This is a genomic window from Maricaulis sp. (genome assembly GCF_048268525.1).
Classification (GTDB): Bacteria; Pseudomonadota; Alphaproteobacteria; order Caulobacterales; family Maricaulaceae; genus Maricaulis.
The window spans coordinates 1-23,265 of record NZ_JBLWVH010000029.1 but is presented as its reverse complement, the minus strand read 5'-3'; the positions used below and the strand labels follow the sequence as shown (position 1 = coordinate 23,265).

General features: G+C 62.6%; 24 protein-coding genes and 1 pseudogene. 8 read left to right on the top strand and 17 right to left on the bottom strand.

Annotation, left to right across the window (positions count from 1 at the left end):
* Positions 1-17: 17 nt before the first annotated feature.
* The 4 genes from ACN0X9_RS13425 to ACN0X9_RS13410 form a co-directional block, all read right to left on the bottom strand.
* Positions 18-365 (bottom strand): energy transducer TonB, encoded by a 348-nt coding sequence (locus ACN0X9_RS13425; protein WP_417488071.1) that lies wholly within the window; start codon positions 363-365, stop codon positions 18-20.
* Positions 366-502: 137 nt separating this feature from the next.
* A complete protein-coding gene (locus ACN0X9_RS13420) occupies positions 503-967 on the bottom strand; it encodes an NfeD family protein (protein WP_417488070.1) in 465 nt (154 codons plus the stop codon).
* Between the two features lie 27 nt (positions 968-994).
* Positions 995-1,933: an SPFH domain-containing protein gene (locus ACN0X9_RS13415; RefSeq protein ID WP_417488069.1), complete on the bottom strand. Its 939-nt coding sequence runs from the start codon at positions 1,931-1,933 to the stop codon at positions 995-997.
* Between the two features lie 46 nt (positions 1,934-1,979).
* Positions 1,980-2,462, bottom strand: coding sequence for a peroxiredoxin (locus ACN0X9_RS13410; protein ID WP_011644159.1), 483 nt, complete (start codon positions 2,460-2,462; stop codon positions 1,980-1,982).
* A 98-nt stretch (positions 2,463-2,560) separates the two neighbouring features.
* On the opposite strand from ACN0X9_RS13410, the gene ACN0X9_RS13405 reads away from it, so the two are divergent.
* The gene (locus ACN0X9_RS13405; protein WP_417488088.1) at positions 2,561-3,148 is read left to right on the top strand and encodes a YqgE/AlgH family protein; all 588 of its coding nucleotides are present in this window, start codon (positions 2,561-2,563) and stop codon (positions 3,146-3,148) included.
* Between the two features lie 24 nt (positions 3,149-3,172).
* A complete protein-coding gene (locus tag ACN0X9_RS13400; RefSeq protein ID WP_417488068.1) occupies positions 3,173-3,595 on the top strand; it encodes a PaaI family thioesterase in 423 nt (140 codons plus the stop codon).
* 13 nt (positions 3,596-3,608) lie between these two features.
* Here ACN0X9_RS13400 and ACN0X9_RS13395 read toward each other — a convergent pair whose 3' ends face one another.
* The 10 genes from ACN0X9_RS13395 to coxB form a co-directional block, all read right to left on the bottom strand.
* A complete protein-coding gene (locus tag ACN0X9_RS13395; protein ID WP_417488067.1) occupies positions 3,609-4,748 on the bottom strand; it encodes an EAL domain-containing protein in 1,140 nt (379 codons plus the stop codon).
* Positions 4,745-5,353 (bottom strand): GNAT family N-acetyltransferase, encoded by a 609-nt coding sequence (locus ACN0X9_RS13390; RefSeq protein ID WP_417488087.1) that lies wholly within the window; start codon positions 5,351-5,353, stop codon positions 4,745-4,747. Before ACN0X9_RS13390 ends, ACN0X9_RS13395 begins: the two co-directional genes overlap by 4 nt.
* Entirely contained in the window at positions 5,350-6,063 is a 714-nt protein-coding gene (locus ACN0X9_RS13385; RefSeq protein WP_417488066.1) for an SURF1 family protein, read from the bottom strand. The genes ACN0X9_RS13390 and ACN0X9_RS13385 overlap by 4 nt, the downstream gene beginning before the upstream one ends.
* Positions 6,064-6,113: 50 nt before the next feature.
* A complete protein-coding gene (locus ACN0X9_RS13380; protein WP_417488065.1) occupies positions 6,114-6,407 on the bottom strand; it encodes a DUF983 domain-containing protein in 294 nt (97 codons plus the stop codon).
* 74 nt (positions 6,408-6,481) lie between these two features.
* Positions 6,482-7,336 carry a cytochrome c oxidase subunit 3 gene (locus ACN0X9_RS13375; protein WP_417488064.1) on the bottom strand — a complete coding sequence of 285 codons (855 nt, stop codon included), beginning with the start codon at positions 7,334-7,336 and terminating at the stop codon, positions 6,482-6,484.
* 70 nt (positions 7,337-7,406) lie between these two features.
* Complete coding sequence (locus ACN0X9_RS13370) at positions 7,407-7,973, bottom strand: cytochrome c oxidase assembly protein (protein WP_417488063.1); 567 nt, start codon at positions 7,971-7,973, stop codon at positions 7,407-7,409.
* Positions 7,970-8,176 carry a protoheme IX farnesyltransferase gene (locus tag ACN0X9_RS13365; RefSeq protein ID WP_417488062.1) on the bottom strand — a complete coding sequence of 69 codons (207 nt, stop codon included), beginning with the start codon at positions 8,174-8,176 and terminating at the stop codon, positions 7,970-7,972. Before ACN0X9_RS13365 ends, ACN0X9_RS13370 begins: the two co-directional genes overlap by 4 nt.
* A complete protein-coding gene (locus ACN0X9_RS13360) occupies positions 8,173-9,165 on the bottom strand; it encodes a heme o synthase (protein ID WP_417488061.1) in 993 nt (330 codons plus the stop codon). The genes ACN0X9_RS13365 and ACN0X9_RS13360 overlap by 4 nt, the downstream gene beginning before the upstream one ends.
* A gap of 9 nt (positions 9,166-9,174) precedes the next feature.
* On the bottom strand, positions 9,175-10,809 hold the full coding sequence (ctaD, locus tag ACN0X9_RS13355; protein ID WP_417488060.1) for a cytochrome c oxidase subunit I: 1,635 nt from the start codon (positions 10,807-10,809) through the stop codon (positions 9,175-9,177).
* Positions 10,810-10,823: 14 nt separating this feature from the next.
* A complete protein-coding gene (gene coxB, locus ACN0X9_RS13350; protein WP_417488059.1) occupies positions 10,824-11,675 on the bottom strand; it encodes a cytochrome c oxidase subunit II in 852 nt (283 codons plus the stop codon).
* Between the two features lie 246 nt (positions 11,676-11,921).
* On the opposite strand from coxB, the gene ACN0X9_RS13345 reads away from it, so the two are divergent.
* The 4 genes from ACN0X9_RS13345 (at position 11,922) to ACN0X9_RS13330 (ending at position 17,572) form a co-directional block, all read left to right on the top strand.
* On the top strand, positions 11,922-12,476 hold the full coding sequence (locus ACN0X9_RS13345) for a hypothetical protein (protein ID WP_417488058.1): 555 nt from the start codon (positions 11,922-11,924) through the stop codon (positions 12,474-12,476).
* Between the two features lie 127 nt (positions 12,477-12,603).
* Positions 12,604-14,019 (top strand): metalloprotease TldD, encoded by a 1,416-nt coding sequence (tldD, locus tag ACN0X9_RS13340; RefSeq protein ID WP_417488057.1) that lies wholly within the window; start codon positions 12,604-12,606, stop codon positions 14,017-14,019.
* Positions 14,020-14,284: 265 nt separating this feature from the next.
* A complete protein-coding gene (locus ACN0X9_RS13335) occupies positions 14,285-16,390 on the top strand; it encodes a TonB-dependent receptor plug domain-containing protein (RefSeq protein ID WP_417488056.1) in 2,106 nt (701 codons plus the stop codon).
* A 231-nt stretch (positions 16,391-16,621) separates the two neighbouring features.
* A complete protein-coding gene (locus ACN0X9_RS13330) occupies positions 16,622-17,572 on the top strand; it encodes an aspartyl protease family protein (protein ID WP_417488055.1) in 951 nt (316 codons plus the stop codon).
* An 81-nt stretch (positions 17,573-17,653) separates the two neighbouring features.
* Here ACN0X9_RS13330 and ACN0X9_RS13325 read toward each other — a convergent pair whose 3' ends face one another.
* From ACN0X9_RS13325 to ACN0X9_RS13315, 3 genes are all read right to left on the bottom strand, one after another.
* The gene (locus tag ACN0X9_RS13325; protein WP_417488054.1) at positions 17,654-19,465 is read right to left on the bottom strand and encodes a peptide MFS transporter; all 1,812 of its coding nucleotides are present in this window, start codon (positions 19,463-19,465) and stop codon (positions 17,654-17,656) included.
* Positions 19,466-19,624: 159 nt separating this feature from the next.
* Complete coding sequence (locus ACN0X9_RS13320; protein ID WP_417488053.1) at positions 19,625-20,998, bottom strand: glutamate--cysteine ligase; 1,374 nt, start codon at positions 20,996-20,998, stop codon at positions 19,625-19,627.
* A gap of 107 nt (positions 20,999-21,105) precedes the next feature.
* Positions 21,106-21,870, bottom strand: a complete 765-nt coding sequence (locus ACN0X9_RS13315) for a 16S rRNA (uracil(1498)-N(3))-methyltransferase (RefSeq protein ID WP_417488052.1) — start codon at positions 21,868-21,870, stop codon at positions 21,106-21,108.
* Between the two features lie 98 nt (positions 21,871-21,968).
* Here ACN0X9_RS13315 and ubiA point away from each other — a divergent pair, with 98 nt between their 5' ends.
* Complete coding sequence (ubiA, locus tag ACN0X9_RS13310) at positions 21,969-22,895, top strand: 4-hydroxybenzoate octaprenyltransferase (protein ID WP_417488051.1); 927 nt, start codon at positions 21,969-21,971, stop codon at positions 22,893-22,895.
* A gap of 119 nt (positions 22,896-23,014) precedes the next feature.
* Positions 23,015-23,265: pseudogene (locus tag ACN0X9_RS13305) on the top strand (insulinase family protein); the annotation flags it as partial.

The window sequence follows — 23,265 nt, the reverse complement described above, 5'->3', positions numbered from 1 at the left end:
ACGGTTGGCGGTCAGGATCAGTCGCCGAGACGAAATTCCAGTTCGCGGGAATGGCCGTCGGTCTGGTTCGCGGCGGGGGCATAGCGCCAGCTTTCAATGGCGGCAAGCGCGGCGCGGTCGAACACTCCGGCCGGCGTGGCTTCGACGACTTCGGCATTCACCACATTGCCGCTAGCGTCGATCGAGTAGGCGATCCGGACAGTCCCTTCGATGCCGCGACGCTCGGCGCCGCGCGGGTATTCCGGGGCGACCAGCTCGACGGACTCACGCTCCGGGCCGCTATTGGCAGCAGCCGGAGCGCTCACGGCGACCGGGGCGATGATGGCGGAAAAGCAGACAAGGGCGGAGAGAATTTTGTTGTTCATGGCGCTCACTCGGCGTTGTTGGGTACGACTATGAGCGCGGGTTTAGGCGGATCGGATTGCCGCAGGCTTTCTTTGAACGCTAAAATTTGAGCGAACCCTGTCATATGATATGCGCAGGGCTCGCCCGAATGCTTCGCTCACGAAACAACCGTCAGGACGACTCCGTTGACAGCTTCAACTTTCAGGGTCGATCCGGCTACCGGATTGGTGCCGTCTGTCGTCTCGGCGGCCCACTCACTGTCGCCGTAGCTGACCCGGCCCCGTCCGGAGGCGAAATCAGCAACGACGCTGACCCGCTGTCCGACCATGCGAGCCGAACGATCGTTCAGCCCGCTGGAGCCGCCAGCCATCATGGACGGGCGCACCCAGCGGTCACCGATCCACAGCAGGACGAAGGACAGCAGGGCAAACACGGCCAGCTGGACCGGCCAGCTGACGCCGAGCACCTCAAGGGCCACAAAACCGGTCAGGAAGGCAGCTGCCGCCGGCCACAGGAGATAGGTCGTGCCGGTGAGCAACTCGGCGATCAGGATCACGCCAGAGACGGCCCACCAGGCCCAGAGATTCATGCGATCAAAGACCGACAACAGCATTTCCATCATGAGACCTCCTTCACGACTGCGCAGACCTTAGGGTTTGCGCGTGGCTTCGGTGACGGCGTCATGCGCCGCCTTGCCCAGCTCACCGACACCCGTGATGGTCGACAGGATGTTGGAGAATTCAGCCGGGATGATCACCGTGCGTTGTTGCTCGCTGGTCGCCAGCTTGCCGAACGCCTCGATGTATTTCTGGCCGAGGAAGTAATTGATCGCCGACACATCACCCTTGGAGATGGCATCCGACACCATCTGGGTCGCGCGGGCTTCGGCCTCGGCTTCACGTTCGCGGGCCTCGGCGTCGAGGAAGGCACTTTCCTTGCGGCCTTCGGCCTCGCGGATCGCCGCTTCCTTCTCGCCCTCGGCGCGCAGGATGGCGGACTGCTTGGAGCCTTCCGCCTCCAGGATCTCGGCCCGCTTCAGGCGCTCGGCCTTCATCTGCCGGGCCATGGCCTCGGTGATGTCGACCGGCGGCGACAGGTCGCGGATTTCCATCCGGGTGACCTTGGCACCCCAGGGATTGGTAGCGGCGTCGATCACACCCAGCAGGCGGGCATTGATCTCGTCTCGCTTGGACAGGGTTTCATCGAGATCCATGGAGCCGATCACGGTCCGCACATTGGTCAGCGACAGGTTGATGATAGCAAAATCGAGATTGTCGACCTCATACGCCGCCCGCGGTGCGTCCAGCACCTGGATGAAGACAACGGCGTCGACCGAGACGGTCGCATTGTCCTTGGTGATGACGTCCTGGTTGGGCACGTCGAGGACGCGCTCGCGCATGTTCATCTTGTAGCCAACGGTGTCGATGAACGGCACCAGGAAATGAAGTCCGGGCTTGAGGGTCCGCGTGAAACGCCCGAAGCGCTCGACGGTGAATTCCTTGCCCTGCGGCACCGTCTTGATCACCGATGCGATGATGAACAGTGCGAGGATGAAAAGAACACCAATTCCGATCAATCCAAAGTCCATGCGAACCCCCTTTTATTGTTGATGACCAGCCCGGAACGGGCCGGGACTAGAGTTGGCCGAGAATGTGATCGGCCGACGAAACCTTGAACTCACCCGGTGCTTCGACATTGAGTTCGGCAACCACGCCATCCTTGACCAGGATGGAGAAGCGCTGGGCGCGCACGCCCATTCCGAAACCCGTGCCGTCCATTTCCAGACCGACTGCCTTGGCGAACTCGCCATTGCCGTCCGCCAGCATGACAACATCGTCGCCGGCATTCTGGGACTTGCCCCAGGCGTCCATGACAAAGACGTCATTGACCGACAGGCAGGCAATCGTATCGACGCCCTTGCCGCGGATTTCAGCGGCCTTCTCGACAAAGCCCGGCAGGTGTTTGGCCGAACAGGTCGGCGTGAAGGCGCCCGGCACCGCGAACAGGGCCACGGTCTTGCCGGCGAACACATCGTCCGTGCTCAACTTGTTCGGTCCGTCAGCGGTCATGGTCATGAAGCTGGCGGCGGGAAGGCGATCTCCGACCGAGATGGTCATGGCATTTCTCCTGTAGATCAGTAATGGCGGCAATCCGCACGGCAAGATAGCGGGAACCCGGCTGGACGCGTCCCCCTTTTGGGGTGAACATGGCTCGCATGGCCCCTGCAAGTACGACACATGTGGACGAGACCTTCCTCGGCGGCAAGCTTTTGATTGCAACGCCTGCGATCGGCGATCCGCGCTTTGACAGATCGGTGATCCTGATCTGCGATCACACACCGGAGGGGGCGATGGGGATCATCGTCAACAAGCCGGCGGACGGGCTGCTACTGCCCGACCTTTTCGAGCAATTGGAGGTCGAAGGCAGCCATCCCGCGCCCGACCGGGCTGTCCTGTCTGGCGGCCCGGTCGACAAGGATCGCGGCTTCGTGTTGCACACTCGCGACTACGCCAATGACGAGGCGACGCTGCCCGTTACAGACCGAATCGGCCTGACCGCGACCAAGGATGTCCTGGAAGCCATGGCTTCGGCTTCTCCTCCGCAACGCAGTTTGCTGGCGCTGGGCTATTCTGGCTGGGGCGCAGGACAGTTGGACGTTGAGCTGGTCGCCAATGCGTGGCTGGTCTGTGACATGGATGAAGACCTTGTGTTTGACACCGAGGACGCGGACAAGTGGCCTCGGGCACTCGAACTACTCGGGATCAGCCCGCAGCACCTTTCCGCCCTGTCCGGTCACGCCTGATCGAACCAACTCCGGATATTGCCCATGGCTCCCCAAATCGTGGAAACTGGCGAGTTCGCCGGCTGGCGCATCTGGCCCGATGACCCGTTCGAGCAAACGGTCGGGCCGTTCTATATGCGGATTGGCGCCGACGGCCCCGAGATGGCATTCCGGGCGGAGCGCCGTCATCTCAACGGGATGGGCGCGGTGCATGGCGGCTGCCTGATGAGTTTTGCAGATTTCGCCCTGTTCGGGATCGCCCACGAGGCGCTGGCCCCGTCTGGCTACGGGGTTACGGTAGCCTTCACCTCCGAATTCATTTCGGGTGCGAAGGAAGGCGCTTTGATGGAAGCTCGTGGGGAAGTGCTACGAGCGGGCGGGTCGCTGATCTTCGTGCGCGGCCTGATCACCGGGGACGGTGAGCCCTGCCTGAACTTCTCCGGTACGCTGAAACGCCTGCGCGGCTGATACCCCTGCCGGGTCAGGCTGGCAGGGGCGGTTTGAAATGTCCTGGCATGCCATCCACCAAGGCCCGCTCTGCAGCATCAGGCGCCAGTGCACCGGCATAGCGATATCCCTGCGCATACTGGCAGCCCATAGTCGCCAATCGTTCGGCAGCGGCCGCGTTCTCGACACCTTCCGCCACAACCTTCATGCCAAAATGCGTGGCCAGCTGGATCACCGACTGCACAACTGTACCCGCTGCTTCGTCGCCGGCCATCGCTCGCACGAAATAGCGATCGATCTTGACCACGTCGAAGGGCAGCATGTCGAGCCGTGCCAGCGATGAATACCCGGTCCCGAAATCATCGAGCGCCAACGAGATACCGCCTGCCGACAGGCGCTGCATGGCGTTCTCGGCGGGGTCGGGGTCGTGCATGATCTCGGTCTCGGCAATCTCCAGCTTGAACGCACCGGCAGGAAGCTTCGCGTCCGCAACGCTTGCCATGAGCGCCGTCACGAATGACGGATCGACCAGCTCACTGACCGTCGCATTGGCCGAGATGAACAGGCCGGACGCAGCCGGATGGGCCTTGCGCCAGGATGACAGGTCGGCCACGGCATGGCCGCGCACCGTGGTCGAGATCCGGTTCAGCAGATCCAGCTCGTCGGCCATGACGAGAAAATCGTCCGGCGCCAGAACCCCGACACCGGGCCGATCCCAGCGTGCCAGAGCCTCGAAGCCGGCCAGGCGGCCGCTGTCGAGCGCGATGATGGGCTGATACCAGGCCAGCAGTTCACCGTTCTGCACCGCATTGGCCAGCGTATGTTCCTCGCCGATCCGGCCGGGCAGATCCCGCGTGGCCCCGGCCGGCGTCATCAGGCCTTCAACCCGCCCATCTTCACCCCGGCGGCCCAGCAGCCGGACATAGACAAGCCGATCATCGGCGCCAATCAGCCGAATGCGCAGATCAACCAGCTCACGGTCCATGGCGGCGATCAGGCGGGACTGGTCAGCCGGACCCAAACGATCGAGGAAGTCTTGCCAGGCCATGGTGTCGGCTTCGAGGCCGAAAGCGGTGGTGTCACCGGTCAGCCGAACCTGACCAGCCGCCGGGTCGCAGGCAAAGGCCACAGCACCGGCGGCTCTCACTCCGGCTTCAAATCCGGTTTCGGTCATGTGCGCAAATCACTCGAGAGAATGGCGAAACGATCATGATCACGCCACTCGCCGGCTATATTGAGGAAGGAGCGGGAGCGCCCCTCATGAACAAAACCCACCGACTCCAGCAATTGTCGAGATGCCTTGTTGGAAGGCTGGCAGGCGGCCTCGACACGGTGCAGCCGCAACTCGTCGAACGCAAACGACAGCACCCGGCGCACCGCGCCACGCGTATGCCCCTTGCGGACATAGGGCGAGCCGATCCAGTAGCCGATATCGGCTGATTGCAGCACGCCGCGACGAACATTGTTGAGATTGCAGGCGCCCAGCAGGACATCATCGCGCGAACGGACCACAAAGAAGGGATATCCCAACCCCGCCTCGCGATCGGCCTGGTAGCGTTCGATCCGGCGCCGGAAGGCACCCTTGGACAGCTCGTCGCTGGTCCAGGCCGGCTCCCAGGGTTCGGTGTGCGTGCGGCTGGCGCTGCGCAGCTTTGCCCAGCCTTCATAGTCCGACAATGTCGGAGCCCGGAGGCGGATGCCCTGCCCAGTCAGTGTTTCGTCCCACGAGGTTTCGCGCCAGACTGCCAAATTCGATCTCCGTCCCGGGGCGGATATTATTCCGCCTTCTTGTCCTTGTCGCCATCTTGCGATGGCTTTGATAGTCGCAGCCGTCCACGGCTGGCGTGCAGGGCGAGGTAAACCGCGACCAGGGCCAGCGCCAGACCATACCAGGTCAGGGCATAGCCCAGATGCTTGGCCGGCGGGGTCTGGCTCAGCGTCAATGGCAGACCATTGTCCGCCCGCGCCCAGACATCCAGCAGTGCGGCCGGGTCGATCCCGAATGCTGCCGCCATCGTCTCTGCATCATGGCTATACCACGCATTGGTATCCGGATCGTTTCCCGGGGTGAAAAGACCTGCAGCCGGAGGTGTCTCAACACGCCAGGTCCGTACCGGCGCCTGTTCGCCGGTCGCCCAATCCTCGAATGCCACTTCGACCAGCAGATAGCGTGGCGGTGCGCCCACCTGACAGGCCGGAGCGCGCATGAGCGCCAGCCGCATCCATCCGGCCGTTTCACGCAAGGTGTAGAGGCGCAGGGTCTGGCCGGTCAGGGGGACAGGCCCGGTCACCGGTGGCGAGAACAAGCCTTCGGCCGGTGAGCAGATCGCCTCGTGGAAACTTACCGCGGCGCCTCGTGCCTCATAGGCTGCAATCAGATCGGACTTCCAGGCCATGCGCTGCATCTGCCAGCTGCCCAGGGTCATCAGGAGGAGGAGGCTGGCCAGCGTAAAAACTGTGAGGACGGGTAGCGGCCGGAAGCTGGGCATGTCGATCAGTGTCCTTGCCGGGAGCAGGCCATCGCCGGGGCGGATCGGCCTCAATCGTCCAGTTGCGCCTCCCGGGCGTCGTTCTGGAATTGCAGGGCGAAGAGCAGGCCCTTGATCGGTCGCAGCGTCACGATGCACGCGATCGGCACGAAAGGTAGCTGCAACATCACGTGCACCCACCAGGCGGGGTGGAAGGCGGCCTCGACCAACAGGAAGAGGACCATGGCCAGAAAGCCGACAATGAAAAGCACGAAGACCGAAGCCCCGTCGCCGACATCGGCGCTTTCGAAATCGGCGCCACAGACATCGCAGCGCGGCGCGATCTTCAGGAGGCCGTCAAACATGGCGCCCTCCCCGCATTTCGGGCAGCGCCCCTGGAGGCCTGTCGAAAACGGGGAGGGCTTATCCATATCGGTTATCAGCCTTGATAGACGACGTAGACGAAGGCGAACAGGAAGAGCCAGACCACGTCAACGAAGTGCCAGTACCAGGCCGCAGCCTCGAGTCCGAAATGTTTCTTCGCACTCATCTGACCGGCCAGCAGGCGGATCAGGCAGACGGCGAGGAAGATGGTGCCGATCAGGACGTGCGCGCCGTGGAAGCCCGTCGCCATGTAGAAGGTCGAGCCATAGAGGTTACCACCATCGGCCATCGAGAAGGCAAAGCCGGCTTCGGCATATTCGACGATCTGCAGCGCCGTGAAGCAGGCACCCAGAACAACCGTGAAGATCAGACCGGTGATGGCGCCCTTGCGGTCATCATGCTGCAGGGCATGGTGGGCCCAGGTGACCGTGGTGCCCGAGAGCAGCAGGATCAGGGTGTTCATCAGCGGGATGTGCCACGGATTGAAGGTCTCGACCCCGGCCGGCGGCCAGGTCGCGAGTGCCGGGTCCATGCGGACCTCGTGGAAGATGGCGTATTCGAAGAAGGCCCAGAACCAAGCGACAAAGAACATGACTTCCGAGGCGATGAACAGGATCATGCCATAGCGCATGCCGATATCGACAACGGCCGTGTGGTCGCCCTTCTTGGACTCTTTGATCATGTCGCCCCACCAACCGATCATCGTATAGATGACCACGGCGAAACCGAGGATCAGGCCGCCCCAGGAGCCGTCCGCATACATGAAGGCCAGCGGATGATCAGCGCCAACCAGGCCAGCCATGTTGCCGACAGCGCCGACAGCCAGAAGAAAGGCGCCCACAGAGCCCACAAACGGCCACGGGCTCGGGTCAACCAGGTGGTAGTCGTGTTTGGCAGCATGCCCAGCCATCGCGAATCTCCTGCGATCTCAAATCAGCGAAGTGTGCCCCTGATACGCGGCACACCCGAAAGGTTCAATGCTAAGGCGCGGCGTCGGCGCTGGCCGACCCCCCGTCTTGGGACTCAAAAAACGTATAGGACAGAGTGATGCCGGTGACATCATCCAGGCGCCGCTCCTCGTCCATCAACGGATCGACGAAGAACAGCACCGGCATCTCGATGCTCTCGCCCGGCTGCAGTGTTTGCTCGGTAAAGCAGAAACACTCCAGCTTCGAAAAATAGGTTGCTGCCTTGTAGGGCGCGACATTGAAAGTGGCGACACCGGTAACCGGCACGCTCGAATCATTGGTCGCCGTGTAATAGGCGAGCGCGGTCTCGCCCAGACGAACCGTCATCGATCGCTGCACCGGTTCGAAGGTCCAGGGTAGATTGCGATTGGTGTTGGCGTCGAAAAAGACCGTGACTTCACGGTCCAGGATCTCGCCCGCCTCACCGACCGCGACCTGGGTCGTGCCGCCATAGCCGGTAACCTTGCAGAACAGGTCATAAAGCGGGACCGAGGCATAGGCCGCACCGACCATTACAGCCGCGCCAACCGCGGCGAATGCCGCGACGCGCGCGTTCTTGTTGGCGGGCAGCCGGATCATGCCCCCACCCCTGCCGCTGCAGCCGCGGTCTGGCCCAGCCGGACGACCGTGATCGCAAATACTGCAACCATGAAACCGACCAGTGACCAGGCGATCACGAAATTGCGCTTGTTGCGGGCCTTTTCCTGCTCCGGCGTCAGCTTGAGTGTCTCGCCGGTCGGCTGGCCTTCGCGGGCATTCATCAGGTCATTGTCTTGAGTCATGGGCTCACTCCGGGAATGGCCACATATGCACCAAATGCGTGCTCAACAATCAATGCGGCAAAAAGCACCGTCAGATAGCCAATGGAATAGGCGAAAAGATCGCGGGCGGCCTTGTCACCGGCCCGCACCGCGTACAATGCGCCCTCTTCCGCCGATCCCGCCTCTCCGGCGCGAGAGCGGAAAATGCGCCAGGCGAGCAGCAGGAAGAGCGCCCCGCCACCCAGCGAGGTCACGCCATAGACGGCGCCGCCAAGCCCGGTCAGGACCGGCGCACCGGCGAAAACGACCAGAACGACAGAATAGAGCAGGATCTGCAGGCGCGTGGATTTGGCGCCCTTGGCGACCGGCATCATCGGCACATTGGCCGCCGCATAGTCACCGGACTTGTAGAGCGCAAGCGCCCAGGAATGGGGCGGCGTCCACAGAAAGATGATCATGAACAGGATAACCGCGTCGAGCGAGATTTCGCCGGTCACCGCGACCCAGCCGATCATCGGCGGGAAAGCACCGGCGGCACCACCGATGACAATATTCTGCGGTGTCGAGCGCTTGAGGATCATCGTGTAGATGACGGCATAGAAGAAGATCGAGAAAGCCAGCAGGCCGGCGGCGAGGTAATTGCTGGCCAGCGCCATCAGCAAGACCGACAGCACCGCCGCCACCACGCCGAACCCATAGGCATTGCTCACCGACACCACGCCGCGCGGGATCGGGCGCTTGCGGGTGCGCTGCATGGTGGCGTCGATATCGGCGTCATAGGCCATGTTGAGCGCGCCGGCGGCGCCGGCACCCACGGCCAGGCACAGGATCGACATCACCGCCAGGAAGGCATTGGCATCGACCGGAGCCGCAATGAGACCGGCAAAGGCGGTGAAGACCACCAGCGTCATCACCCGCGGTTTCATCAAGTCAAAATAGTCGCGGGGCGAGGCTGTCGAAACAGCCTCGCCCTCTGCGCGATGGTCGCTTGGGGTCACGATGGTGTCCAAGTGTCCGCCCTACTTGATCTTCGGCAGTTCCGAGAACTGGTGGAAAGGCGGCGGCGAGGACAGCGTCCACTCCAGCGTCGTGGCACCCTCGCCCCACGGATTGGCCTCGCCCTTGCGGCGTCGGACAATGGCGTCCACCAGTACCGCGAAGAACAGGATCATTCCGACCAGCATGATCACATAGCCCCAGGACGAGACCGAGTTCCAGAACTCGAAATTGTCCGGGTAGTCGACATAGCGGCGCGGCATTCCCTGCAGACCCAGGAAGTGCTGCGGGAAGAAGATCACATTGGCGCCGATGAAGAAGAAGAAGAACTGGGCGCGAGCGAGGAAGGAATTGTACTTCACGCCGAAGATCTTCTCGAACCAGTAGTACCAGCCCGCGAAGATCGCGAACACGGCACCCAGCGACAGCACATAGTGGAAGTGCGCCACCACGTAATAGGTGTCGTGCAGGGCCTGGTCGACGCCGGCATTGGCCAGCACCACGCCCGTCACACCGCCAACGGTGAACAGGAAGATGAAACCGATCGCCCACATCATCGGGGTACGGAACTCCATGGAGCCGCCCCACATAGTGGCGATCCATGAGAAGATCTTGATCCCGGTCGGAACCGCGATGACCATAGTCGCAGCGACAAAATAGGCCTTCAGGTCAACCGGCATACCGACGGTGTACATGTGGTGTGCCCACACGAGAAAGCCGATGAAGCCGATCGCCACCATCGCATAGGCCATGCCGAGATAGCCGAAGATCGGCTTGCGCGAGAAGGTCGAGACGATGTGCGAGATAATGCCGAAACCAGGCAGGATCAGGATGTAGACCTCCGGGTGACCGAAGAACCAGAACAGGTGCTGGTACATCACCGGATCACCGCCGCCGGCCGGATCAAAGAAAGCCGTGCCGAAATTGCGATCGGTCAGCAGCATGGTCAGCGCGCCGGCGAGAACCGGAAGCGACAGCAGCAGCAGGAAGACCGTCACCAGCACCGACCAGACGAAGAGCGGCATCTTGTGAATGGTCATGCCCGGAGCGCGCATGTTGAAGATCGTGGTGATGAAGTTGATCGCGCCAAGGATCGACGAAACACCGGCAATGTGCAGCGACAGGATCAGCAGATCCATCGCCGGGCCATTGTGTCCCGAGGTCGAGAGCGGCGGGTAGAGCACCCAGCCGCCGCCGAAGCCGAGATCGGCACCAGCGCCCGGTACGAACATCGACATCAGGGCCAGGGCAAAGGAGGCCGGCAGCAGCCAGAACGAGATGTTGTTCATACGCGGGAAGGCCATGTCCGGCGCGCCGATCATAAGCGGCACAAACCAGTTGCCGAACCCGCCGATCATCGCCGGCATGACCATGAAGAAGATCATGATCAAAGCGTGCATCGTGGTCACAACATTGTAGTTGTGAGCATTTCCGAACAGGGCACCCCAACCGGTGTCCTCACCGGTAAAGACCTGAAGGCCCGGCTCCATCAGCTCCCAGCGGATCAGACCGGACAGGCCGCCACCAATGATCCCCGCGACGATCGCGAAGATCAGGTACATCGTGCCGATGTCCTTGTGGTTGGTGGACAGCACCCAGCGGCGCCAGTCCCACATGCTGGGGGTGTGATCGTCGTGCGTTGCGGCGTCAGCAGACATGGTTCAGCCCATCCCTAGTCGAGTTGCGCCAGGCGCGTTTCCCGCGCGGCGGTGTATTCAGCGATGATCGCGTCGGCGGCTTCGGAGTATTCGTCCTCGGCCTTGGCCGCGATCCAGGCGTCGAAGACGTCTTGGGGCACGGCATGGACTTCAATCGGCATGAAGGCGTGGCGCAGGCCACACAATTCAGAGCACTGCCCATAATAGACGCCCTCTTCGGTCACTTCGAACCAAGCTTCATTGATCCGTCCCGGGATGGCATCCATCTTGGTGCCGAAAGCCGGCATCGCCCAGTTGTGGATGACATCGCTTGCCGTGACCTGGAGGCGGACCGTCGCATTGACCGGAACAACCAGCGGGTAATCAACCGACAGGTTGCGCAATTGCCCCGGCTGCAGGTCCTCTTCCTCGACCATGTTCGAGAAGTACTCTGCGACCTCATGGTCGGGATATTCATAGGACCAGTTCCACTGGTTGCCGGTCGCCTTCAGCGTGAAGTCGATTTCCGGCGGGAGCTCGTCCTGCAAATAGAGCAGCGGGAAGGACGGGATCGCGATACCGATCAAGATCAATACCGGCAGTGCCGTCCAGACGACTTCGAGCAGCGTGTTATGGCTGTTCTTGGACGGCGTCGGATTGGCCTTCCGGTTATAGCGGATCATCACCCAGATCAGCAGACCCATCACGAACAGCGTGATGACAGTGATGATGATCAACAGCAGATTATGGAAGGACGTGATGTCATCCATGATCGGTGTCACGGAGGGCTGCAAGCCCAACGCTCCGTCAGTCGGCTGTCCGGGCGTAGCGAACGCAGTGGCAGCGAAGGTCGTCCAAGTGAGCGCAAGTGCGGTCAGGAATCGCATGGCTTCCCCATACAAGTCAGGCATTAAGGCGGAAATCCCACCGATGGCGGCGGAATATAGAGAGCGTCTCCGGCCCTGTCAGGCCATCAACGGCATTTTTTCTCGTGTCTTTCACACTGGGCGCCGCATTACAGGAGAATGAACGCCTGCGAAAGGTCGCATGCCCAGCTCGCGAAGTTATGATCAGGCGTTGTTCCATCACCGGGTTACTATGGAGCGGTTCATAGCAACGAAAAGGAGCGACCGATGCGTCCATTCGTCTCACTCGCTGCCCTGATGGTTTGTATGAGTACCGCCCCGGCAGCCGCACAACTTCAGGTGCTGGGCCAATCCCCAGCCGCCGCTTGTTATCGACACGCCATGGCCCAGCGCCATGACGTACGGGCGATGCAGGACTGTAATACTGCCCTGCGCGACAGCCGTGTGACCCGGCGTGATCGCGCCGCTACGCTGGTCAATCGGGCGATATTGAAGATTCACCAGAACCGGCATCTCGATGCGCTCGACGATTTCGAAACCGCTGAATCAATGGGCGGTTTCCCGCCCAGTGCCTTGGCGGTGAACCGTGCTTGCGCCCTGATCGGCTTGGGTCGTTACCAGGAAGCGATCGAGCAGACCGACCTGGCGATTCGCGACCATGACATCCGCGAAGCCGATGCCTGGCTCAATCGCGGCATTGCCCTTGAAGCCCTCGACGAGCTTGCGGCGGCCTATGATTCCTACCGACAGGCGCGCCATCTGCGACCGGGTTGGGATCGTCCGGTGAGCGAACTGTCCCGCTTTCGCATCACGTCACGATAGGACATGCCAGCACCCTGCCCGCCTGACGCGGGACGGGCGCACTGTGCTCAACCGGCGTGTTTGTGTTCACGCCCGCGGTCGGCTCGACTATGTATGAAGTCGAGAAGCCCCCGGGAGTGCGCGCATCATGTCCGATGATCCGATCAGCCAGTTCGATTTCGATGCCGACAGCGTCCAGCCAATCCTGCACGACGCCCTGCACGGTGCCGACGATGGCGAACTGTTTCTCGAAACCGAGGTTTCCGAATCGCTGGTCTTTGACGATGGGCGCCTGAAAGCCGCCAATCTGGACTCTTCGCGCGGTTTCGGATTGCGCTGCGTAGCCGGTGACGCATTTGGTTATGCCCACTCTTCCGACCCGACCCTGGACGCGGTTCGCCGCGCCGCCGAGGCGGCCTCGGCGGTCAAGCGCGGCCATGCCGGTGTGCTCGCACCGCCGCCTGCGGGCACCAACCGAAAACTCTATGACGCCATCGACCCGGTCGCCCGTCCCGGTTTCGAGACCAAGGCTGCCCTGCTTCAGGAAATCGATGCCTACTGCCGGACCAAGGACGCCAGCGTGGTCCAGGTCTCCGCCTCTATTGCCGGTGCCAAACGCTCGGTCTCGATCCTGCGTTCGGGCGGTGACATGAAAAGCGATGTCCGTCCGCTGGTGCGCCTGAATGTGTCGGTCACCGTGGAGCGCGACGGTCGCCGCGAGACCGGATCCGCCGGCGCCGGTGGCCGCGCCGAGTTCGATCGCTGGATCACGCCCGACGCCTGGAAGCCGCTGGCCGACGAAGCGCTGCGCATTGCGCGCGTCAATCTGGATGCCGTCGACGCGCCGGCCGGTGTGTTCGACGTGGTGCTCGGACCGGGTTGGCCTGCCGTGCTGTTGCACGAGGCCGTTGGTCACGGTCTGGAAGGTGATTTCAATCGCAAGGGTTCATCCGCCTTCGCTGGCCGGATGGGCCAGCAGGTCGCTGCCAAGGGCGTCACCGTGGTCGATGATGGCACGATGCCGGAACGCCGAGGCTCGCTGACCATTGATGATGAAGGCACTCCGACCGAACGATCCGTCCTGATCGAGGACGGCATCCTGACAGGCTATATGCAGGACCGGATGAATGCCCGCCTGATGGGTCACAAGCCGACCGGCAATGGTCGCCGTCAGTCCTACGCCCACCCACCCCTGCCGCGCATGACCAATACCTACATGCTCGCGGGCGAGCACAAGCGCGAGGAAATGGTCGAAAGCCTGAAGGACGGGATATACGCCGTGAATTTCGGTGGCGGCCAGGTCGACATCACCTCCGGCAAGTTCGTGTTCCAGTGCACCGAGGCGTATCGGGTCCAGGACGGCAAGGTGGTCGCCCCGGTCAAGGGCGCCACCCTGATCGGGGATGGCCCGACCGCGCTGACCCAGATCACCATGATCGGTGATGATTTCGAGATGGACCCCGGTGTCGGCATGTGCGGCAAGGGCGGCCAGGGCGTCCCGGTTGGCGTCGGCCAGCCCAGCCTGAAAATCTCTGGCCTGACGGTTGGCGGTTCCGGCGGTTAGGCCCCATTTCCGGCCCCAGCCGGAACCTGACCAAAATTTCATGAGGTAGCGAAATGACAGCTCTGCCCGCTCCGGGCAGGGCTGCATTTCCGTTGGCCTGCAGGCGTTCGGACAATGAGTTCGAGGCGTTTGTCTGATGCTGTGTAACGCCCGCGTGACCAACGTTACGGAAGGTTACGTTTCACCGCCGCTACGTCACCCCTACACCGAGGCAACGGGGCATTGGGCAGGCACAAAGCGTAGGGACATTATGCGAGGGACATTCATGAACGGGGTGGCCGGTGTTTTCATCGGCGCACTGGCGACCACAGCGGCCGGCGCCATGCAGGACGCACCAGCTGCCGGCAATGCCGGACAGCAACAGGTACAGCGGCAGGCGGGCGTCGCCGGCTATAATCCTGACTATTTCACCGATTTCGCGCCGGTCACGGCGCTGGACATGGTTTCACGCGTTCCGGGTTTCGGCCTGTCGAACGGGGATACCAGCCGCCGCGGACTGGGTGACAGCTTCGGCAATCTCCTGATCAACGGGCGCCGTCCATCGAACAAGTCGCTCTCACTGGAAACCGTGCTGCAACGCATTCCGGTTGATGATGTTGAACGCGTCGAGCTGATCCAGGAAGCCTTGCCGCAATACGACATGCGCGGTCACTCACGGCTGGTGAATGTCATCCTGCGCGAAGGTGCCGGCGAGTCCGGGTCCTGGGATGCCCGCCTGCAGGTGTCCGACAGCGGACGGCTCGGCCCGCGCCTGATCGCCTCCTATTCCCGCCCCGTCGGCCCAACCGAAATGACCTTCGGCCTCGATACCGGCATGTCCGGCAATCGCGTCCAGCGCCGCGAGTCGCGCCATGATGCCAATGGCGTCGAATTCTCGCGCGGGTCCGACAATGACCAGCGCCAGTATGAAGAGTTCGCGCCCAGCTGGTCGATGAATTGGGACATTGATGACAATTCGCGTCTGCGCATGGATGCCCGCGCAAATATCTGGACCTGGACCCGCGTCCGCCATGCCGCCTATGACTCGGTCGCTGGCAACACGCTGACGCCGCACCGGCTCGAGCACAACGAGACCGAAAACCATGGCAGCCTGTATTCCGGCACCCTGTCCTACCAACGCGACCTGACCGACCGGATCTCGATCGAGACCATGCTGCTGGCCACCCGTGACCGGTGGGAAGACGGACCGGAAGCCTACGAGAATTATGACCCTGTCGCCGGTTTCACCGACTCGGTCATCGTCAGCGCCGGCGCTGAAATGGAAGAGACCGCCTTCCGCCAGACCCTGTCCTGGGACCCCAATGAACGTCATTCACTGGAAGTCGGCGGTGAACACGCAATCAATTCCCGCGACACCCATCTGGCGCTGTCGGAAAATGACGGCGTCACAATTACCCCGATCAACCTGCCGGTTGCCGAAACCCGGGTCGAGGAAAGCCGCAGCGAAGTGTTTGCCAACCATGTCTGGCAGATCAATGATCGCGTCAGCCTGGAAAGCGGCCTGCGCTACGAGTTTTCGGAAATCGCCCAGACCGGTGACGCGCAGCAGACGCGCTCCTTCACCTATCCCAAGCCCAGCGTGACGCTGAACTACCGCTCCGATGACCGCAACCGCTTCCGGTTCACCGGCCGTCGTGATGTCGACCAGCTGGAGTTCGGCAAGTTCGCCTCCTCGGTCGACGTGACCGACAACAACTCCACCCTTGGCAATCCCGACTATGTGCCGCAACGCACCTGGACGCTGGAAGCCGAATGGGAACGTCGTTTCGGCGATGCCGGCTCCTTCTCGCTGCAGATCGGCTATGACTGGGTCGAGGATCTCGACGGCTGGGTGTCCATCGTCACCCCGACCGGCGTGTTCGACGCACCGGGCAATATCGGCGACGGCACCAATCTGCGCGTGACCGGCAACATGACCACCCCGCTGGACTCGTTTGGCCTCAGCAATGCCGTGCTCGATGTCTTCCTTGAATGGTATGACACCAATGTCGAGGACCCGCTGACCGGTTTCGACCGCCCCTGGTCGGGAACCCGGGAGTGGGAACTGTCCCTCGATTTCCGCCAGACCTTCCCACAAAGCCAGATGGCCTGGGGTTGGGACTATCACTGGGTCACCGACGGCGAAGTGTTCCGCTCGCGGGAATACCAGCTGCACGACAATACCGATGGCGATCTGGACATCTATGTCGAGACCACCCGCTTCTTCGGCGTCACGCTCCGCGCCCAGGTCGACGGTGTTTTCAATACCGGTGATGACCGTCAGCGCGTTTTCTATGACGGGTCCCGGGCCAGCGGCATCATCACCGGGAGCGACTATCGGAACTTCACGATGGGTCAGACCTATCAGATCAGCGCCCGCAGCACGTTCTGAGGATCTTGATGCGGACACTGACGGCAGCGGCGCCCCCCTCGCCGCTGCCGATCACAATCGGGAGAGCAGACCGTAATCGAGTGGCGATGGAATTGGGCTGCGGCTAGGCTGATGATCTGCCCACCCCCCCAAATCGGGCCGGGCAATCTGATAGTCCTGTGCCGGCGTGGGGGCGGCTGGCGCACCATCTTCGCGGGGGCCCTTGCCACGCGACCAGGCACAGGAGCGCGCATGCCGAGCCATTCATACCAGCCCCGACCCAGGGCGTTTCAATCTCTCGCCCTTGCCCTGCTTCTGGCTGGAACGGCCCTGGCAGGATCAGCCGCTGCTCAGACGCCAGTCCAGCTCCAAAGGGCCGCCAGCGGTCATCTCTTGTTGCCGGTGACGCTGGAAGACAGCGAGCCGCGCCTCTTCATTCTAGACACCGGCGCCAGCCACACCGCCATCGCCCAGACCGTCGCCGAGGAAATCGGCTTCGTGTCGCAATGGGAGACCTTTGACCTGGTGCAGTCGCTGAATGCCCGCTTCGACGCCGAGCGCTACCAGATCAATCAGCTGCACGTACCCGGTCTCGACCCGGTCAGCGTCAACAGCGTCATCATCCCGGTGCCGGCCGACCACCCGCTGCCGGTGGCCGGCCTGCTGGGCGCCGACGCTATCGACGCCGACCGCTACGAGATCAATTTCGACGCCCTGCAGCTGACCCTCGACAGCGAGGCGGCCCAGTATCCCGACGGCCAGATCGAACGCCGTGGCCTGTTGATCGGTGAAGCCCGGCTGCGTCGTCGCTCCGGCCAGGTCCATGTCATAATCGATACCGGCAGCTCGCACACGCTGATCAATCGCCAGCTGCGGCGGCACCTGTTCGATACCGGCATCCAGTTCAACGTCAATGTCGCTGTCACGGGAATCGAGGATGCGGATGGCGAGGAGGCCCGACCGGTCCTGATCCGCCAGCTGCAGATCGGCGGACTGTGTGTCGACCAGGCGCCGGCCCTGCAATCGGATCTCGACGTGTTCGAGGCGCTGGGCTGGGCCGACGAGCCGGCCATGATCCTCGGCATGGACACGCTTCGATACGCCCGCATCCGGGTCGACCGCACCGCCGGCGTGTTCGAGATATCCGGCACCACCGAGGCGACGCAATGCAATGGCAACCGGGTGCAGATGCCCGGGCTCTGATCCACCCGTCAACGCGCAAAGAAAAGGCCGCGAAACCTGAGGGTTCCGCGGCCTTTCCCGTACTGAGTCGAATACGCCCGACTAGCGGTCCACGGAGGGTCCGCCAGCCTCGGTCTCGGTCGGGTGCGCGACAATCGTCGTGCCATCGGCACCGGCCATCAGCCATTTGATCAGCGGCGAGATCAACAGCATCAGGAGGGCGATGCCCATGCCGACGAGGCCGACATTGGAGTAGACCTCCACATAGCCTGCCTTGGCCGCTGCGACGTCGGTCAACTGACCGCCAATCGTGTCGGCACCGGTCGACGATGCAATCACACCGGCGAGGAAGTTGGACAGGCCGGAATAGAGGAACCAGGCCCCCATCGTCATGCCGACCACGCGAGCAGGCGCCAGCTTGGTCACAGCCGACAGACCAACCGGCGACACCATCAGCTCACCCATGGTGTGGATCCAGTAGATCAGGAAGATGAAGTAGACGGCTGTCAGGCCCGTCGCTCCACTGGCACCCATGCCACCGACCAGGGTGTAGAAACCCAGACCAGCGAGGAAGACACCCAGAGCAAACTTGACCGGTGTCGACGGGTTCCAGCCCTTCTTGGCCAGCGAAATCCACAGCCACGCCATGATCGGCGCGAACAGGAAGATGAAGCCAGCATTGAGCGACTGGAAGACCGGCGCCGGAACGGACCAGCCGAACATGGTGCGGTCGACCAGACGGTCGGTAAACAGGTTCAGCGAGGAGCCGGCCTGCTCGAACAGGGCCCAGAACGGGATCTGTGCGAGGACGAAATAGATCGCCGCGAACATCTTCTTGCGCTCATCGCCCTGGGTCTTGGTGATGGCATAGCCAATCAGAACCAGGAACATGGCGATGCCCAGCCAGCCCGCCACATCGGCGAACATGTCCGGGAATTTCACAATCAGCATCGACACCAGAACGATGGCGATACCGGTCGCGTAGCAGGCCCATTCGACATTCATGAAGCCGAGGACCTTTTCCTTCAGCTTGGCCGGGTTGGGCGGCTCGGCCCGGCCCTCAAGCCAGGGCTGGAAGAAGAGGAAGGTCAACAGGCCGGCCAGCATGCCGATACCGGCCAGGCCGAAGCCCCAGGCCCAACCCCAGTAGATCCCGATGATGCCGACCGAGAAGGAGGCCAGGAAGGAACCCAGATTGATACCCATGTAGAAGATCGTGAAACCCGAATCCCGTCGCGTGTCACCAAGCCCGTAAAGCGAGCCGACAATGGTGGAGATATTGGCCTTCAGGAAGCCGACACCGGCAATGATGAACGCCAGGGCGAAATAGAGGATGTTGACGTACAGCTCCTCACGCTCGACTCGGGTCATGTCGCTCGAGAACGGCATCTCCGCCGGCAGGCCGACGAGTTCCGGTTCAGCGACCTGCATCACTGTGCCGCTTTCGGCAAAGCTGATCTGCGAGATCGCGCCGTCCGCTGCCACGACGATCTGGTTGGCGTCACCGCCGCGACCGTCCAGCGTCAGCTGGTATTCGGCACCGTCATAGTCGAACATTTCGCGCGAGCCGCTGCCCTCGAACGCCATCAGGCCGTGACCGATGACAAGAAGGATGGCCCCGTAGGTGACGGCTTTTCGCTGTCCCAGATAACGGTCGGCAAGCGTGCCGCCGATGATGGTCATGATATAGACCAGCGCCGTGTAGGCACCATACATGATGCCCGAGCTCTCGTCCGAGAACAGGAAGTGCTGAGTCAGGTAGATGATCAGCAGGCCGCGCATTCCGTAATAGGAAAAGCGCTCCCACATTTCAGTCAGGAACAGAATGGCCAGCCCCTTCGGATGCCCGAAGAAGGAGGTGTCCTTGTTTTCATTATTGGGTGCATTACCCGGCGTTGCGGTCGTGTCCGTCACGCGTATCTCCCCAGTACCCGCCCCACGCGGGCTTTAAATAGGGGCGCAATTGACCACGCGCGCGGGCAAGGCTCAAGCCTCGGCGACGGCCTGATGCATGGGAGCGCTACACTTTTGGGTGTGCAGCGTTCATCCGGGGACGGATTTTCGGCGTCGGGCCTAGTAGGCGCACTCGGTGAAGACCGGCTCGATCGACCCGTCCCACTCGCCCTTGAAACGGTCGATCAGGTCCTCGGCTCGGGTCCGTCCAGTGCGGACAATCTCGTCGAGATCATCAAGAAAGAGCGTTTCGCTTTCGCCATGACCATTCTGACGGGCGCGGGCGCGCAGGCCGGAGCGGGCGATCGCCAAGGCTTCGCGGGAGATGTCCTGCAAGGTGCCGTCGCGGAAGGGCGTGTGCAGACCGGTCTTGGCGGCACCGATGCGCAGGGCATCCCGCTCGGCTTCGGTCCAGTCCTTGACCAGATCCCAGGCCGCATCGAGCGCCGTGTTGTCATAGAGCAGCCCGACCCAGAAGGCCGGCAGGGCACACAGCGTGTTCCACGGTCCTGAGTCGGCGCCGCGCATTTCCAGGAAGGTCTTCAGCCGCACTTCCGGGAAGACGGTGGAGAGATGGTCTTCCCAGTCGCTCAGCACGGGCTTCTCGCCCGGCACGACGTCGAGCTTCCCGTCCAGGAAATCGCGGAAGGACTTGCCGGTGGCGTCGAGATACTCGCCCTTGCGCTTGACGAAATACATCGGCACGTCGAGCGCCCAGTCGCGATACTGCTCATAGCCGAAGCCCTCGTCGAAAACGAAGGGCAGCATGCCGGTGCGATTGTTATCGGTGTCGGTCCAGACATGGGCCCTGTAGGAGAGGAAGCCGTGCAGGCCGCCATCCTTGAAGGGCGAATTGGCGAACAGCGCCGTCGCCAACGGCTGCAGGGCCAGCGAGACGCGGAACTTCTTCGCCATGTCGGCTTCGGTCGAGAAATCGAGATTGGTCTGCACGGTGCACGAGCGGAACATCATCTGATGCCCCATCGAGCCGACCTTCGGCATATAGGCCTTCATCAGCCCGTAGCGGGCCTTGGGCATCATCGGCGGCTCTTCCAGCGACCATTTCGGCGAGAAACCAAGACCGAGGAAGCCGGCGCCGATCTCGTCGGCCACTTCGCGCACTTCCTTCAGGTGGGAATTCACCTCGGCGCAGGTCTGGTGGATGGTTTCCAGCGGCGCACCGGACAGTTCGAACTGTCCGCCCGGCTCCAGGGTGATCGAAGCCCCATCGCGTTTCAGGGCGATCAACTCGCCGCCTTCGCGCACCGGCTGCCAGCCAAAGCGCTCGAGGCCCGACAGCATCTTCTCGACACTGGGGCCCTCGGCGCGGAAAGGCAGGGGGGTGTGATCGCCCAGGGCAAAGCCGAATTTTTCGTGCTCGGTCCCGATGCGGAACGCCGTCTCCGGCTTCTCACCGGCGGCGAAATAGGCCGTCAGCTGGTCGAGGCTTTCAATGGGAGCACCTTCGCCGCCCGGATTATACGTGCCGCTCATGCCAAGCGCCCCCGCCGTTTCAAATGTCCGCAACAGATATGGGGGCACTGCGCCGGTAACAAGGGTTTGGCTCTGAGATTCACGGCCTTGTGACGCGCGAACCCCCGCTAACGCCAGTCACCACAGGTCGACTGCCAGATTGTCAGCGCTGCGATTGCCGCTGTTTCAGCGCGCAGTATCCGCGGCCCCAGCGTCACCGGGATGACGTGATCAAGGCTGCGCAGACGAGCCCGCTCGGCTGGTGAAAAGCCACCCTCGGGACCGATCAGGATCGCCGCCGGCCTGTCGCCAAGGTCCGCGAGTGCAGATGCCATGGGCAGGCCACGCCCGCGTGCCCCACCCCATGCCGCGTCGGTCTCATCGCCACTCTCATCACAAAAAACCAGAACCCGTTCGTCTGGCCAGTTTTCCAGTACCGCGGTGAGTTTTTCGCTGGTACGCAGCTCCGGCAGGTCGAGCCGCTCGGTCTGTTCGGCCGCTTCCTTGATGATCGCCTGCAGGCGTTCGGCCTTGATACGGTCGGACTGGGTGCGCTCGGTGACCACGGGCTCGATCACGGCGGCGCCCAGCTCGGTCGCCTTCTCGACGATGAGCTCGGTCTTGGTGCGCCGGACCGGGGCGAACATCAGCCACAGATCAGGCACGCCCTGTTGCGGTCGCGTCTGATCGCCCACTGTCAGTCCCGCACCCTTGCGCGACGCGTGGGCGATCTGCGCCGACCATTCGCCATCCCGGCCATTGAAGACCCGTACGACATCGCCCTCGCCGCGGCGCATGACTTTGATCAGATAGTGCGCATCCTCGCGCGACAGTGGCACCGCGGCACCTGCGGATAACGGCGCATCGATGAAAAGGCGGGGATCGGTCGACATCACTCCGCTTTGACCGCGCAAACCCGGGACGTCAAGTCCCGCTGCCAATCCCGCATTCCTGCCTTGAATTGGCCGTCAGCCTTTGCCAAACACCCTTGATGCAACTGAATTTCGACCGGCGAGTCGCCGACAGCCTGCCAACATCCTGGGTCGACCGAGCGCCGCTGGCACTGCGCCCCTATCTGCGCCTGGCCCGCTATGACCGGCCCATCGGCTTCTGGCTGCTGGCCCTTCCCTGCTGGATGGGACTGATGATGGCGCGGATTGGCGACGGCCTGGTCCTGCACGATCTGTGGCTGGCCGCGCTCTTTGCGATTGGCGCCATCGCCATGCGCGGGGCGGGTTGTACCTATAACGACATTGTCGACCGCGAGCTCGACGCCCGGGTCGCGCGCACCGCCGACCGGCCACTGGCGGCCGGAACCGTAACACTGAAACAGGCCTGGGCCTTCCTTGCCGGACAAGCCCTGGTCGGCCTGATCGTGCTGGTTCAATTGCCAATGATCGCGATCGCGGTTGGCCTTGCCTCCCTGCTGCTCGTGGCGGCCTATCCCTTCATGAAACGCATCACCTGGTGGCCGCAGGCCTGGCTGGGACTGACGTTCAACTGGGGCATTCCCGTCGCCTATACCGCCGCAACCGGCCGTATCGATTTGGCGATGATCGTGCTCTACGTCGCGGCCGTGTTCTGGACCCTGGGCTATGACACCATCTACGCCCATCAGGATGCCGAGGACGATGCCCTGGTCGGCGTGAAATCCACCGCCCGCCTGTTCGGCGAGAATTCGCAATACTGGGTAGCCGGCTTTTACGGCGCCAACGCCATCCTCCTGGCGCTGGCGATCTGGTTGAGCCGGGCCGAGCCGTGGATCGTCATCCCGTTTACCCTCTACACGGCGCATCTGTTCAACCAGGTCCGGCGCCTCGATATCGAAGACGGGCCACGCTGTCTCGACCTGTTCAAGTCCAATCGCACAACCGGCCTGTTGCTGGTCGCCACAATGCTGACCGGGACGGTTTTTTGACCGGGGCAAATAGCCTGCCAATTGTCCCGGGCGTTTGACCCGTCGCCCGGGCACGGGCTTGATGGAAAGAGACCGGTCGCCGATTTGCAGCCGGTGACCAGCCAGACAGGGTGAGTGTCATGCGTATCATCGTCCGGGCCATTGCCGCGCTCGCCCTGCCGCTTTGTGCATCCATCGCGGCCGCTGCTTCAGCCCAGACACCGGCCCACGATGGCATCGATATCCCGCTGCGCTATGAAACCCTGGACAATGGCTTGCGGGTGGTCCTCGCCGTCGACCATACCCTCCCGACCGCGACCGTCGCAGTCTATTATGGCGTGGGGTACCGCAATGGACCACCCGACCGGACCGGAGCTGCCCACCCGGTCGC

Bases quoted from the DNA above. Each gene is read 5' to 3' on its own strand.
- ACN0X9_RS13395 (WP_417488067.1), bottom strand. From the start codon at position 4,748: ATGACCGAAACCGGATTTGAAGCCGGAGTGAGAGCCGCCGGTGCTGTG.
- ACN0X9_RS13375 (WP_417488064.1), bottom strand. From the start codon at position 7,336: ATGGCTGGGCATGCTGCCAAACACGACTACCACCTGGTTGACCCGAGC.
- ACN0X9_RS13365 (WP_417488062.1), bottom strand. From the start codon at position 8,176: ATGACTCAAGACAATGACCTGATGAATGCCCGCGAAGGCCAGCCGACC.
- ACN0X9_RS13405 (WP_417488088.1), top strand. From the start codon at position 2,561: ATGGCCCCTGCAAGTACGACACATGTGGACGAGACCTTCCTCGGCGGC.
- ACN0X9_RS13385 (WP_417488066.1), bottom strand. From the start codon at position 6,063: ATGCCCAGCTTCCGGCCGCTACCCGTCCTCACAGTTTTTACGCTGGCC.
- ACN0X9_RS13330 (WP_417488055.1), top strand. From the start codon at position 16,622: ATGCCGAGCCATTCATACCAGCCCCGACCCAGGGCGTTTCAATCTCTC.
- ACN0X9_RS13315 (WP_417488052.1), bottom strand. From the start codon at position 21,870: ATGTCGACCGATCCCCGCCTTTTCATCGATGCGCCGTTATCCGCAGGT.
- ACN0X9_RS13380 (WP_417488065.1), bottom strand. From the start codon at position 6,407: ATGTTTGACGGCCTCCTGAAGATCGCGCCGCGCTGCGATGTCTGTGGC.
- ACN0X9_RS13400 (WP_417488068.1), top strand. From the start codon at position 3,173: ATGGCTCCCCAAATCGTGGAAACTGGCGAGTTCGCCGGCTGGCGCATC.
- coxB (WP_417488059.1), bottom strand. From the start codon at position 11,675: ATGCGATTCCTGACCGCACTTGCGCTCACTTGGACGACCTTCGCTGCC.
- ACN0X9_RS13335 (WP_417488056.1), top strand. From the start codon at position 14,285: ATGAACGGGGTGGCCGGTGTTTTCATCGGCGCACTGGCGACCACAGCG.
- ACN0X9_RS13370 (WP_417488063.1), bottom strand. From the start codon at position 7,973: ATGATCCGGCTGCCCGCCAACAAGAACGCGCGCGTCGCGGCATTCGCC.
- ctaD (WP_417488060.1), bottom strand. From the start codon at position 10,809: ATGTCTGCTGACGCCGCAACGCACGACGATCACACCCCCAGCATGTGG.
- tldD (WP_417488057.1), top strand. From the start codon at position 12,604: ATGTCCGATGATCCGATCAGCCAGTTCGATTTCGATGCCGACAGCGTC.
- ACN0X9_RS13420 (WP_417488070.1), bottom strand. From the start codon at position 967: ATGATGGAAATGCTGTTGTCGGTCTTTGATCGCATGAATCTCTGGGCC.
- ACN0X9_RS13415 (WP_417488069.1), bottom strand. From the start codon at position 1,933: ATGGACTTTGGATTGATCGGAATTGGTGTTCTTTTCATCCTCGCACTG.
- ubiA (WP_417488051.1), top strand. From the start codon at position 21,969: ATGCAACTGAATTTCGACCGGCGAGTCGCCGACAGCCTGCCAACATCC.
- ACN0X9_RS13320 (WP_417488053.1), bottom strand. From the start codon at position 20,998: ATGAGCGGCACGTATAATCCGGGCGGCGAAGGTGCTCCCATTGAAAGC.
- ACN0X9_RS13345 (WP_417488058.1), top strand. From the start codon at position 11,922: ATGCGTCCATTCGTCTCACTCGCTGCCCTGATGGTTTGTATGAGTACC.
- ACN0X9_RS13425 (WP_417488071.1), bottom strand. From the start codon at position 365: ATGAACAACAAAATTCTCTCCGCCCTTGTCTGCTTTTCCGCCATCATC.
- ACN0X9_RS13410 (WP_011644159.1), bottom strand. From the start codon at position 2,462: ATGACCATCTCGGTCGGAGATCGCCTTCCCGCCGCCAGCTTCATGACC.